A 13,884-nucleotide genomic window follows, 5' to 3' on the forward strand; every position below is an offset into this window, starting at 1 on the left:
TCTATGCCGATTTTCGATAAGCATATTCAAACATTACTGCTCTGCTCTGCTCTGCTCTGCTATAGCATATATTTTATTTTTTAAACCCATTTCTTTTATCTGTTTATATATACTATCGTAATATACAACTGGAAGTATTAATATAGTTGCATCCTCATCTTTAATTTCATTCGGAGAAATTATTTTATGTCCTAATAAAGTTTTTCCTTGCTTTTTAGTGGAAGCGTCAACTATATCGACTATATTCAATTTTTCTAATCCTAAAGAAAATAAATGTAAAGTAGTTGAACCTATGCCCCATAAAATAACTTTTTCATTAGACGATATAAGTCTTTTTATTATGTTATTATTTATATCTTCAATTGAATCATTTATATGTTGATTCAGCGAAGTTTTTATATCATTATTATTAGGATTATTTTTTAATAATACCCTGAATGAAGGAATGCTAGATGCTCTCATGCATTCTTCTATAGAAACTATATCAAAGCCATAAATATTGGCTAAATTAATAATAGCTGGTTTAGAAAGATGAGATATAATTTCATAATTAAAATAAAATAAAGGCGCCATATAAATCTCTTTGTATCTTTGCGCATCTGGAGATTCTATATATAAATAACCTTCTTTGTTCAATAAATTTTTTATATTTTTAATTGGCTCTTTTATATTATAAATATGCCCCAACATATGACTTAGTATAACTAAATCAAAGGTATCATTAATTTGTTCCTTGCCTGAAAAAATATTTCCATATTGAAAATTGATATTATATTCTCTTTTAATTTTATCGAATGCATTAGACTCGTCTATCCCTAACAAATTAGAATATCCATTATTATGAAATATTTTTAATAATTCTCCAGTTCCGCATCCGAATTCTAAAATTTTACTTTCTTTAGAGTTTAGATATTTATTGATAAAATTAAAAGTCTGTTTGTATGTTTTACTATGCTCGTCATCGTAAAATATATGATGAGGCTGACTATAGGCTGAATTTTTATTATAGTAATCGTCAAACTGTTTTTGAGAGGAATCAAAATCATAATAAGCTAACTTACAATTATTACAAATTACTATATCACAATTATTAGGCAATCCGTTAATTTCTTCATTGTTTGGAAAATTTAAAGAATAAATTTTCTCAACTTCTTTATTTCCGCATAGCGGACATTCTCTTTTTGGTAGCATAATAATCCTCTTTAAACTATCTAAATATATTTTAATAATTATAATTTTATTATTTTTAAAAGATATAATATTTAATAAAAAATGTCAATAATTTAATTTATATTAAATAATAATTATTCTCTAAATTGCAAAGAATACAAATATTGATATTTTCCGCCTCTTTTCATCAACTCTTCATGCGTTCCCGATTCTATAATTTTTCCGTTTTCAACAACGCAAATATAAGTCGCGGTTTTTATTGTCGATAATCTATGAGCTATAACGAAAGTGGTTTGCAAATTAATAATTTCGTTTAAGGCTTTTTGAACATACATTTCGCTTTCCGTATCTAATGCGCTTGTAGCTTCGTCAAGTATAAGTATAGAAGGCTTTTTTAAAACCGCGCGCGCTAAAGCAATTCTTTGTCTCTGTCCGCCCGAAAGCATTATTCCTCTTGGACCTATATGCGTATCGTAGCCGTTTGGAAGTTTGACTATAAACTCATCCGCATGCGCTATTCTTGCCGCTCTGATTAAATCCTCATCGTTCGCTTCTCTGTTGGCATATAAAATATTTTCTCTAACAGTTCCGTAAAATAATATATTTTCTTGAGAAACTACTCCTATTTGATTTCTTAAACTTCTTGTATTTAGTTCGTTAATATCTATTCCGTCAAATCTTATAACGCCTTTGGTTGGCGAAAATAATTTTGGAATTAAACTTATAAGAGTAGTTTTGCCGCCTCCAGAATTTCCAACGAAAGCCACAACATCTCCTTTTTTTACATTGACATTAATCGGTCCTAAATGAAAAGGTTGACTGTCGCTTCTTTTAGGATATTCAAAATGCACATTTTCGAAAGTTATTGAGCTTTCAATAGGTTTCATTTCTTTTTTGGTTTTATCGTCTACATTTTCCGCTGGCAAATCTATTATTTGAAATACTCTTAAAGCTATAATTTTTGTTACTTTCAATCCCATAAATATTCCCGATATATCTCTAACGGGAGAGGAGATATTTAACATATAAAGTAAAAATCCCCATAAAAATTCAAAAGGCATTTCGCCTATAAAAATTAAATATCCGCCATAAGCTAAAATCGTAAGCATCGCTACTATCATTACAAGCTCCGTCATAGGTCTATTTAAAGCTTGCAATAAAGACATTTTTCTAATTAATTTAATATAATCCGAATAAGCGTTTTTATATCTGTCGACTTCTTCGTCTTCTTTAGAAAATATTTTTATAACTTCTATTCCCCTTATATCTTCTTGAATAAGAGAAGTCATATCGCCCAATACTCTTTGCTGCGTTGTCACTCTCGATTTAATAAGTTTTGAAACTGAATTTATGCCTAAAGCTATTAAAGGAGCGGCTACAAAACATGCTAAAGTAAGTTTGACATTCAAAATTAATAACGCGCATAAAGTTAATATTAAAGTTAAAGGAACGGTTATAAGATTAGGCAAAGTGCTAGATAAAAAACCTTCTATAGTCCCAGATTCATTTAAAACTTTGCTTATTATATCGCCTTCTTTTTCTTGTTTAAAATATCCTATATCCGTATTCATTAAACCTTTTAACATATCCGCTCGAACATCCTTTCCTATTTCTTGAGCGGTAAAAGAAAAAAGAAAACTTTTTATATAATCAAATCCGACTCGAAAAACAAGATATATAAAACCTAAAAGTATAATAAAAATGAATTGAGCTATTATAACGGGATTTACCAAAGAATCCGCAGATAGAAAATGATTAGTTATTTGCCCTAGGTTTATATTAGAAATTTCATTGATAAAAGGAATTTTTTCTAATATATCGACTCTTTTACCGCCCGTAATAGCTATAGCCATTTGTCCAAAAAATGGAGGAAGTATATTTATAATAGTATAAAATATGCTTATAACAAAAGAAGGTATAAATAATTTTTTATGCCTCATAGCGTAAGAGAACATTCTTTTATAAGGATGAGGTTCTAATTTACCGTAATATTTTTTTAAATGCTCTTCAGTTAATGCTCCGTAATCAATAGATACTTCTTCTTTTTTAAAAAATTCTTTTATTTTTTTTATCATTACAATTATATCCTAATTTATTTATAGAATTTACATAATTAATTTTATATCTTTATATTAAATATTTCAATATTCGGATAGATTCTCTCCATATTCAAGTTTTAATTTTCTATCCGCAATATTTGCAATTGAAATTGAATGAGTTACTATTATTAAAGACGCTTCCGTTTTTTTAGTCATATTCCATAAAAGTTCTCTCACTATTTCCGCATTTTTTTTATCTAAATTTCCCGTAGGCTCGTCCGCTAAAATCAATTTAGGATTATTTATTAAAGCTCTTGCAATAGCGACTCTCTGCGCTTCTCCGCCTGAAAGCTCGCCAATTCTATGTTCAATTCTGTCTTTTAATCCGACTGTTTCAAGAAGATTTTCAGCTTTTTCTCTTGCAAGTTTTTTATCGTATTTAAGCATTAAAGAAGGAATCATTACATTTTCTATTGCGCTAAACTCTCCAAGCAAATTATGAAACTGAAAAACATAACCTAAATAACTATTTCTAAAATGCGCAAGTTGTCCTTCGTTCATTTTATTAATATTATTTCCGTCAATATTTACATTTCCGTCAGTTATATTGTCAATTCCTCCAATCAAATTTAAAAGAGTAGTTTTACCGCTTCCCGATTCTCCCGTTATTGCAAGTATTTCGTTTTTATATACTTTCAAATTCAAAGATTTAAGAACTTCAACTTTCGGCGGACCGATATAAGTTTTTTTAAGATTTTCTATATTTATTAATACTTCATTCATACCTCAAAACCTCCGCAGGTTTATATTTGCTCGCTATATACGCGGGAATAATTGCAAATATAACAGAAAGCAAAAACGAAATCAAAGCTACCATAATAACTTGATTAATATGTATTATAGAAGGAAGTCCTCCGCTCACATAATAAATATCGGAAGGGAAAAAATCTGGCACTATTGGAATAGATATAGAAGAGTTTATATGCGAAGGAATAAACCATATAATATTAACTATAAATTGAGATATAAATCTAATCGCTTCTAAAGTTTCATTAACATAATTGGCAAGAAGTATTCCAAAAATTACTCCCAATACAGTTCCAATCGCTCCGATAATCGCTCCTTCCAAAAAGAAAACTTTTGCAACATTTGAAGGTCTTAATCCTAAAGTTTTTATTATAGCTATATCTCTTCTCTTATCTTTTACAAAAATTATTTGGCTTGATGCTATATTTAAAGCGGCTATCAATATAATAAAAGATAAAATTAAACCAAGCATCAACTTTTCCGTTTGAAGAGCTTGAAAAAAATTTCTGTCGAATAACATCCAAGGCATTACATTATAAAATTCTTTCAAAGTTAAATCCAAATCTTTTGCAACTTTACCTGCGTTAAAAAAATTTTTAACTTTAACTGCAATTCCCGTGACTGCGTTATCGTATCCAACCATAGCCTGTCCCGTTTTCAAAGGCACGATTACCATTCTGCTATCATATTCGTAATAACCCGTTTTATATATTCCTTTTATAGTGAAAGTGTTTTTTTGAGGACGAAATCCTTTTTCAAAACTGCCCGAAGCCGAAACTATATCAATCGTATCTCCAACCGAAAGCGCATAATCGAAAGCCATTTCCGAACCTATAAGAGCTTCGTTGCTCGCCATAGATTTATTATTTCCTTCTATAAAATTAAAATATTTAATAAAATCTTTATCGGTAGTAAATATATTATCTTCAAAAGAACGAACGGTTATTAAAGTAGTAAAACTATAAGTTCGCATTATGCAAGGCAAAACAATATAAGGATATAAACTCGTTATTTCTTTATTATCTTTTATATTATCGATTACATAATTATAATCTGTTAAAGGTTGGTCGCTATAAGCGCTAATATTTATATGCGCTCTCATTCCAAGTATTTTATCTCTTATATCATCCTGAAAACCATTCATTACAGATAAAACCGTTATCATTACCATATCGCCGACTAAAATTCCAAGTATGCATATTACCGTGATAACCGAAACAAATGAAAATTTCTTTTTAGCTTTTAGGTATCTTATACCAAGCATTAATTCTAATCTCAAAATAACTCCTTAATTTTTAGTTTTAATTTTAGTTTAATATTATATATAAATATAAATTACTATGCAAATATTTTATTTAATAAAACCCTATATATTTTTACTCTTTATTTGAAATTTGGCGCTATTTTTAAGAATTATGCTATTATAATTTAAAATATCGTTAAATCCAAATTCCCATATTAAAAATTCATTTTCTCTCTTTTCAAAAAATAATGTAATAACTTCTTTTTGAGTATGAATGCTCCATTGTCGCATAGGATAGTAAAGTTGACGAATAATAATATTTTTTGTATTAGAATTTTTAGCTTCAATTAAAACTATTTTATTTCGTCCTTCAAACCCCGCATCGACTTCGGTTTGAACGGATACTACATTAATATTTTTATATAAATCGGTATTAAAATTAAATTGCGGCGTATATTTTCTTCCTCTAATACTTAAAACTAAACTATCGTCTTTCAAAAAACTACGAATAAGCGAAGAAGCGTAAGCAAAATCTAAATGTTGCATTTCAGAATTCCCAATTTTAGAACTTTTTAATTCAAAATCTAATTTGCTTTCATATTCTAAAGATTGCGTTTTAATTTCTGGAATATCTATATAACCGTCTCCTTTGCAAATAATATACTCGCCGTTTTTTATAGGCAAAATAAAAAGATTATTATCAATAAAAATTTGAGGACGCTCTTCTCGACTATCTTGCTTGCATAATACTCGAACTTCTTTTTCTGAAGTTTTATTAAAATCTTTTACGCAAACTTTAATTTGCTCCGCCGTAATAATAAACGGATATTTATTAAAATCATGATTTTTTATTTGTAAATCGTTATAGATTTTCTCCCAACTTCCATTATTTTTACTCATAATTTCCTCTTATAATAAGTTCCGTTATTTTTCCTCTTTTATCGCCTTTGCAATTTATCGCTCTTTTTGAGATTACTTCTATTATTTCAAAATCTTTGTAAAGCTCTTTTATGAAATCGGTATTTGAATTACTTTGCAAAACTTTTATTCCTTCACAATCAAGCATTTTAAATAATTTATAAAGTCTTATTTGTTCGTTTGCAGAAAAATTATCAGTATAGCTTACAAAACTTGAAGTTTTATTAAGCGGATAATATGGCGGGTCAAAATATACAAAATCTCCTTTTTTAGCTTTAAGCGATACGACTTCAAAATCCTTATTTGTTATCGATACATTTTTTAAAACCTCATGAACTGAAAAAATTAAATCTTTATCATAAATTTTAGGATTTTTATAACTTCCCATTGGAGTATTAAAATTTCCTTTTGCATTATATCGGCAAAGTCCGTTAAAGCAGGTTTTATTAAGATAAATAAATCTTGCGGCTCGAAAAACTTCGCTTAAAGAATAAAAATCAAAATCTCTATCAAGATTACGAATTTTATAAAAATATTCTTTACTATGATTATTTTTCAAAATTTCTAATTCTTCCAAAAGTTTATTAGGATTAATTTTTATTTGTTTATAAGCGTTAATTAATTCGGTATTTTTATCATTAAGATATATTTTTTTAGAATTTAATATATTAAGATTTTTAAGATAAAAAAATAAAGCTCCGCCTCCGACAAAAGGCTCGAAATAAGAATTAAAATTTTTTGGAATAAACGAAATTAAAGAATTTATTAATCCGTTTTTTCCGCCCGCCCATTTTACGAAAGGTTTAGAGTTTAAATTGCATTCTTTTAAGTTTATCATTATTTAATTTTCCGAATTAAAACAATAATTATTTGAATATTAACATATAATTAATAAAAAATAAATTCGTATATTTAATAAAGATTATATTTATTGTCTATTAGTTTGCATATATCGTTTGGTTATATCGATTGTAAATCGTATAAAGAATAATATTGATAATAAAGTTTTGCAGTATTATTTTTCAATTTTTTACGATAAATTAATTCTTTATATATAATTCCTAAATTCTTCGGGAAACTGTTGAATAGGTTTTAATATGTCGGATAATTTATCTTTCATAGATACTGGAATTTTTCTTTCGGCGCATTGATTGTAAATATTTTCAATCCATTTCTTTTCAGGAACTATTTTTCCTTTTCTATTGCCCGTTTCTTTTCCTATTACAACCCACCCGATTTTATCTAAATTTATTTTTCCCAAATCTTCCATTAACGGTTCAAAAGTAATTAGATAATTATTTGATTTTATATTATTTCTTAACTCTTCTATTTTATGCAAATCGGATTTACAAGTAATACTTACTCCAAACCAATATCTCTTGTCATATTTTTCTATATGGCATAATTCTGGTTTTTTAGTTAGAAATAAATAAATATTATTTTTTAAATCTAATCTTTCAAATATTTTATCTTTCCAATTATTTATGCACCAAGACGAAAAATCCGACATACTTGTCATTAAATATATTCGATTTTCTTTTAAATTATCAAGCCTATTTAATTTTAATTGAGGTTTATTAAAATCTGGGATATGTTTGAACCTTTGATTAATTTTACGAGCATAACAATACGGACATCCTATATTGCAACCGCATACAGGGTTCATTGTCAATATATTATTAAAAATAGAATTATTATGATTATATAAATCAAGTAAAACGAGATGCTTTTTATTATCTTTAGCCATTTATTATCCTTTATTTCAATTAAAATACTATTCTAATTGAAATAAAAAGTCAATACTTTACTTTATAAAATACTTTCCGCAATATAATCAACTATCTTCTCTCTAACATCTCTACCGTAATAATCAAATTGATTCTCTCGCATTTTTACCAAATTCTCTCTGTTATTTTCTAAAAGCAATTCTATTTTATTAAAAATATCGTCCGTAGAATCGGCGCTATAACCCAAACCGTTTTGTTGAATATATATAGGATTTTCTTCTTCTTGTCCTGGCAAAGCGCCCATTGAAATTACGGGTATCAAACAATTAACCGCTTCTATTATTGCCGTAGGTCCCGCTCTCGTTATCAATATATCGTTTTCTGAAAATAATTTTGGAATTTCTTGAGTATAGCCTATTATTTTAGGAGCGTAACTTTTTGAAGAAAAAAAACTTGTAAGTTTATTAAAAGTATTTTTATTTCTTCCGCAAATTAATGTAACTTCGCAATTAAATTTAGAATACAGATTTTTTATTATATAAATTAATCTTTTATTTTTTTCAGAATTATTAAGAATTAATATTTTTAATTTACAGTTTATATTTGTATTCTCTCTTATTTTTTCTTTAGAATTTATTTTTGGATTAAATCCTTCTCGCACGGGCAAACCGAAAGTCTCTATTTTTTCTCTGTCAATTCCGTTTTTTATCATATATTCGGAAGCTTCTTTTGAAGGACTTATGATTTTATCCGCTCTATTGTCAAACCAAATTTTAGTTATCGTTATCAAATCCGTAATTATTATAAAAAATTTTATATTTAATTTTTTCTTTTCTATTATATTTAATAAACTTCCGCTAAATAGAGGATGAACATTTATAATTAAATCAGGCTTGTATTCTTTAATAATTTTCAAAAATCTTCTTTTTATGTTGAAAGAATTATTTTTATTTAAAAAATCTTTATTCTTAAAAGAAAATCTGAAAATCTTATTCCATAAATTAGGGAAATATTTTACGCAAGTATTATAAAGTCTTTCCGCCGCTATAAATTCCGCTCCGCCAAAAGTGAAACCGTTTACAACTTTGCATTCTATTTTATCTTTGTATAATTTTTCAAAACCTTGAATTAATGCGGTATGAACGCTTTTATGTCCATGTCCTGTGTATTCTGAAGATATTATTAATATTTTTTTCATATTAAAACCTTAAATTTGAATTGTAAATATTATACTTAATGAAAATCTTTTGTCAATTATAAAGTATAAGTAAAAAAATAAATACAATAAAAAAATAATCACACCCACTTCGGGCAAGCTACTTAATACAAACAAATTATCTTGTATTGGCGATTTTCATGCAGCAGTCCACAAAGTGAGGAAGATAAGTATCACAGCATAGGCTCACAATGACAATTTTTTTATAAAGTAAAGAATTTAAATAAAGTTAATAAATTCTATATATAAGAGAATAAAATTCCCCGTTGCTTAATTTAATAAAATTCACAATAATGATACAAACCATATATATTATACTTTAAATTTAAATTGTTAATGTTTTTTTGTTTTTTTCACCGAAGGTGAGCATAGCAATAAAGTAAAAATTTAAATTGCATCTTTACTTATATAGAGGATTATTCTCAAATCCTTTGTATTTCCTATAATTTTGGCGTCTTTCGTTTGTTGCGGACGAAGGTCGCTTTAATTTTTGCATGTTTATTTTAATTGAATATTTTTTAAAACAATAATTTTAAATTTTATATATCGCAATTTTTAAATGCCTCAATTTTATTGCAAAAATTAAATACAAATTTAGTTAAATCTTTTTTAACTTCAATCAAATTTACTTTCGATAACTTATCAAGGAAAATTAAAAATCCTTGTTTAGTTATAAATAAAAATTTTTTAAAGGAGGATTTCACAATGAAATCTAAACAAATTATTATTATGCTCTTATCGTTTATTATCCTGTTTGCGATAAGTTGCAAAAATGACGACAAAACAGGAAACGGAGGAGGCGGTAGCTTGAATATACCTACAGCTTCAGGTAATCCTGCTAGTGTAGGAAATGTTACCTTAAAAGGCAATCTCACTCGCACTGGAACAACAGGACAAGGCGAATTAATTGCACCAGATACTACTTATCCAGATTTTCAAGTGGTAATAGCAAACAATAAGGCTACAGCACAAACTCTTTTAGGAGCGCTTGCTTCAGGAAAACAATTATTTGGCGATGGTAATATAGTTGCGGCGAGTGGCGAATTAGTAGAAGTATCAGAAGGAATTACTACCACTATTAGAGAATATATAAAATTAACTTTAGATAATGCCCAAAATCCTACGAAGGCAGAAGTCGAATATATATTTGGTAGTTCTAATAGTGAAGTAAATTATACGGTTACATATACGGGAACTATAACTAAACAGTAATTACAGAGATAAAAGAAAAGAATAATTAAAAGGTATCGTGTTAGTGTGGCGCCTTTTTTATTTCATATTGCTTCGTTAGTTTCATTCACTCATAATGACTATATTCTTAATAAAATAAAAAATTTATAATGAAGTTAATGAATTCTGCGGTAAGGAAATAAGACTACCGTTTCTTGATTTAATAAAATTTCAAAAAACGGTATAACCACAAATCTATTGAATTTTAAATTTAAACTGCTAATACTTTCACTAAAACTACTACCCACAGAGTGAAGCAAACTTTAGTATAAAAATTATCTAATTGATAGCCAATAAATTGAAGCAATCTATAAAAAATTAACACTTTCTTAAAGATTGCTTCGTTAATATAAAAAAATTATTTATAACCCTAAAGAAATTATTGAAAAGTTTTTAATCGTAGCCGTAGAACCCGCTTCTTTTGATATTTCGTCAATTAAACTTTTAATAGTTATTTTATTATCCGTAAATAATTTTTGGTCTATTAAAACTGATTCAGAATACCAAGAATTCATTTTTCCTTCAAGGATTTTTCCAATCATATTTTCTGGTTTTCCTTGTTCTCTTATCTGCTTTTCAAATATCTCTTTTTGTTCTTTAACCGCTTCTGTGTCAATTCCTTCTCTATTCAAAGCCAAAGGTTTTTCGCTCGCAACATGCATAGCTATTTGATTTGCAATTTCTAAACATTTGCCTTTAGGTTTTACATCGAATTCTACAACGCTTACTAATTTGTTATTGAAATGAACATAAGTTCCAAAAAATCCACTTGTCTTCATAACTTTAACATCGGCTAAAACGGTTTTCTCTCCCCATTTTTGAATTCCTTCGTTAATCATAGCTTGAATTGTCTCGCCATTTTCTCCTTTAGAGTTTAAAAGAGCATCAACTGAAATATCGTTAAGATTCATTGCCGTTTTTGAAATATTTTTAGCCAAGTTAATAAATAATTCGTTTTTAGCGACAAAATCCGTTTCGCATTGAAGTTCTATACAAGCGACTTGAGTTTTATCGTCATTAATGCAAAAACCAATAGAACCTTCTTTAACCGTTCTTTCATTCTTTTTTGCGGCGGTAATAGCTCCTTTTTCTTTAAGAAGACGAATAGCTTTATCCATATCGCCATCAGTTTCTTGGAGCGCTTTTTTACAATCCATTATTCCTATTCCCGTTCGCTCTCTCAATTCTTTAATTATATCCATGCTTATATTTGCCATTTAATTATCCTTATATTTTAAAATTATTTTTATTATTAATTAATTCTATTTAATTAATTTTCTTCTTGGTCCGAAACGCCATATTGTTCGGCAATAGCTTCGGCGGCTTCTGTTGCGCTATTATCAAACGCTTCTTCTGTTGCAGATTCTCCAGAAGAAGATTCTTCAGAAGAATATTCGCTTTTAGCCAAAGTTTCTTTTCCCGCTTCGTTTTGTCCTTCTATAACCGCAGAAGCCACAACGCCCGCAAATAAACTTATAGCTCTTATAGCGTCATCGTTTCCAGGAATTGGATAATCGATAATTTCGGGATTGCAATTCGTATCGACAACGGCGACAACGGGAATTCCTAATTTTCTCGCTTCGCTTACGGCTATAGCCTCTTGCATAGGGTCGATTACAAAAAGCATATCGGGAAGATTTTCCATATCTTTAATTCCCGCAAAATTTTTCTCCAATCTGTCCTTTTCTTTAAGAAGAAGTATAACCTCTTTTTTAGGAAGTTTATCAAAAGTGCCGTCAACTTCCTCTTTTTCTATTCTTTTTAATCTTGCAATACTTTTTTTAATAGTCGCAAAATTAGTGAGCATTCCTCCAAGCCAACGATTGTTTATATAATACATATCGCATCTTTCCGCGGCTTCCTTAATGCTTTGAACGGCTTGTTTTTTAGTTCCTACAAAAAGAACATTGCCTCCGTTTCTTGCCAATTCTTTAACGGCATCGAAAGCCTTTCTTACATAATTAAGAGTTTTCATAAGGTCGATAATATAAATATCGTTTCTCTCTTGAAATATAAAAGGCTTCATTCTTGGGTCCCATTTTCTTGTCGGATGTCCGAAATGAACTCCCGCTTCAAGCAAATCTTTCATAGCTGGTAATGACATAAAAATATCCTTTAAAAATAAAATAGAGTCCCGATTTCAGGCGCTCTATCCATAAACTCAATTCGTTATTATTATAAATCATAACGCTTTTATTATCGTTTAGATAACAATGTCTTTTTAATTAAATTTCTTAAAAATTAATTTAAGACATTTCGCAATTATGGAAAGATTAACCAATAAATCGGTTTCAAAATATTTTACAATAAATAAAAAAAAAGTCAAGCGTTAAAAATATTTTTTATAATAATTTTACTTAAAATATCGCTTTATTTAAATAATTTTCTATAATTTTTTTCAATATTTTATTAAAAAACATAATGAATAAATTCTTTAATCGCATTTCCGCTTATACTAAACTGCTCCGAGTCTATCGTAAAATATCCCGTTAAAATTCCGTAAGAAATTTGATTATGCATTTTATTAAAAGTTCCAAAAGAATCTTCAAAATCTTTGCTTTTAATAGTATATACGAAACTAAATCCCGATGCCTTTGAATAAAAATCTACGCTTTCATTAGATTCATGATAAATAAAATCATTGTAAACAAACCATTTATTATTATATAAAAATTTTATTATCTTTGAATTTTGCGATTGAGGTTTTGCATCGTATATAAAAACGGGAATTGGCTTAACCGCGTATGGAATATATACTAATCCGACAATAATATTATGTTCGTATCTTGACGGAATTTTTCCAACCGTATTTATAGCCAAAATCGAACTTGTAGAATTGATTATATTATCGCTTCCAGGAACAATCAAATAACCTCTTGGATAGCCAAAATAATAATTTGCCAAATAAAGTCCTCTATTCTTTCCCCAATTAATCATAGAAGCGTTAAAATTTGTAAATCTAAAATTAAGTTTAGAATCCGATATATTTGTAATTGAATTTTCAAAATTAATTAAAGTATTGTAAAAATTGGGAATCTCCAAATCTAATTTAGATGCCGTTTTTCTAAATTGCGCTCTCGTAAAATTGTCATAATAATCTAAAAAATCTTTATTCTCTTCTTTTATTGAAAAATTTTGTTTATCGCCGTCAAATATATTAAAAGCGTTGTAAGAAAAATATCTTTTTTCTCCGTATTTGTAGAGTTTCCATAAAACTGCATGATTATCATGAAAGAGATACAAATATAAATTTTCTTTCATATCTTCTTTTATAGGAATCAACTTTGGAATATTGGTAAAAGTTCCCGTATAATAAATTCCTTTAGAGTTCATAATATTATCGCCGATTATTGTCGGAGTATTACTTTTCATAAAAGATTTTTTCGGCACTAAATTATATGGCAAATAAATTGAAAGAAAAATAATTATTGCAACGATTAATATAATAAAAGCTATTAAAATATATTTTTTGACATAATCGGAAGAATATTCATAATAATCGCTATTTTCTATAAGTCGTTTTTTTATACTCAT

The 13,884-nt window shown here is 27.9% G+C and carries 12 protein-coding genes; 1 reads left to right on the plus strand and 11 read right to left on the minus strand.

The window, feature by feature from the left end:
* Positions 1 to 33 precede the first annotated feature (33 nt).
* The 8 genes from EPJ79_RS02710 to EPJ79_RS02745 all read right to left on the minus strand — a co-directional run bounded on the left by EPJ79_RS02710 (position 34) and on the right by EPJ79_RS02745 (position 9,102).
* A complete protein-coding gene (locus EPJ79_RS02710; RefSeq protein ID WP_147738352.1) occupies positions 34 to 1,191 on the minus strand; it encodes a class I SAM-dependent methyltransferase in 1,158 nt (385 codons plus the stop codon).
* A gap of 113 nt (positions 1,192 to 1,304) precedes the next feature.
* Complete coding sequence (locus EPJ79_RS02715) at positions 1,305 to 3,245, minus strand: ABC transporter ATP-binding protein (RefSeq protein WP_147738353.1); 1,941 nt, start codon at positions 3,243 to 3,245, stop codon at positions 1,305 to 1,307.
* 66 nt (positions 3,246 to 3,311) lie between these two features.
* A complete protein-coding gene (locus EPJ79_RS02720) occupies positions 3,312 to 3,992 on the minus strand; it encodes an ABC transporter ATP-binding protein (RefSeq protein ID WP_147738354.1) in 681 nt (226 codons plus the stop codon).
* On the minus strand, positions 3,985 to 5,280 hold the full coding sequence (locus tag EPJ79_RS02725) for an ABC transporter permease (RefSeq protein ID WP_147739589.1): 1,296 nt from the start codon (positions 5,278 to 5,280) through the stop codon (positions 3,985 to 3,987). The genes EPJ79_RS02720 and EPJ79_RS02725 overlap by 8 nt, the downstream gene beginning before the upstream one ends.
* Positions 5,281 to 5,382: 102 nt before the next feature.
* Positions 5,383 to 6,159, minus strand: coding sequence for a type II restriction enzyme (locus EPJ79_RS02730; RefSeq protein WP_147738355.1), 777 nt, complete (start codon positions 6,157 to 6,159; stop codon positions 5,383 to 5,385).
* On the minus strand, positions 6,152 to 7,015 hold the full coding sequence (locus EPJ79_RS02735) for a DNA adenine methylase (RefSeq protein ID WP_147738356.1): 864 nt from the start codon (positions 7,013 to 7,015) through the stop codon (positions 6,152 to 6,154). The genes EPJ79_RS02730 and EPJ79_RS02735 overlap by 8 nt, the downstream gene beginning before the upstream one ends.
* A gap of 210 nt (positions 7,016 to 7,225) precedes the next feature.
* A complete protein-coding gene (locus EPJ79_RS02740) occupies positions 7,226 to 7,924 on the minus strand; it encodes a DUF5131 family protein (protein ID WP_244289053.1) in 699 nt (232 codons plus the stop codon).
* A gap of 62 nt (positions 7,925 to 7,986) precedes the next feature.
* Positions 7,987 to 9,102, minus strand: a complete 1,116-nt coding sequence (locus tag EPJ79_RS02745; protein ID WP_147738357.1) for an MGDG synthase family glycosyltransferase — start codon at positions 9,100 to 9,102, stop codon at positions 7,987 to 7,989.
* A 723-nt stretch (positions 9,103 to 9,825) separates the two neighbouring features.
* Here EPJ79_RS02745 and EPJ79_RS02750 point away from each other — a divergent pair.
* A complete protein-coding gene (locus EPJ79_RS02750) occupies positions 9,826 to 10,332 on the plus strand; it encodes a hypothetical protein (protein WP_147738358.1) in 507 nt (168 codons plus the stop codon).
* Positions 10,333 to 10,712: 380 nt separating this feature from the next.
* On the opposite strand, the gene tsf is transcribed toward EPJ79_RS02750, so the two are convergent.
* From tsf to EPJ79_RS02765, 3 genes are all read right to left on the minus strand, one after another.
* The gene (gene tsf / locus EPJ79_RS02755; protein WP_147738359.1) at positions 10,713 to 11,567 is read right to left on the minus strand and encodes a translation elongation factor Ts; all 855 of its coding nucleotides are present in this window, start codon (positions 11,565 to 11,567) and stop codon (positions 10,713 to 10,715) included.
* A 53-nt stretch (positions 11,568 to 11,620) separates the two neighbouring features.
* On the minus strand, positions 11,621 to 12,454 hold the full coding sequence (gene rpsB, locus EPJ79_RS02760; protein ID WP_021958534.1) for a 30S ribosomal protein S2: 834 nt from the start codon (positions 12,452 to 12,454) through the stop codon (positions 11,621 to 11,623).
* 305 nt (positions 12,455 to 12,759) lie between these two features.
* A complete protein-coding gene (locus EPJ79_RS02765) occupies positions 12,760 to 13,884 on the minus strand; it encodes a hypothetical protein (RefSeq protein WP_147738360.1) in 1,125 nt (374 codons plus the stop codon).

Origin of the sequence: Brachyspira aalborgi (genome assembly GCF_008016455.1) — a bacterium.
In the GTDB taxonomy this organism is placed as follows: Bacteria; Spirochaetota; Brachyspiria; order Brachyspirales; family Brachyspiraceae; genus Brachyspira; species Brachyspira aalborgi.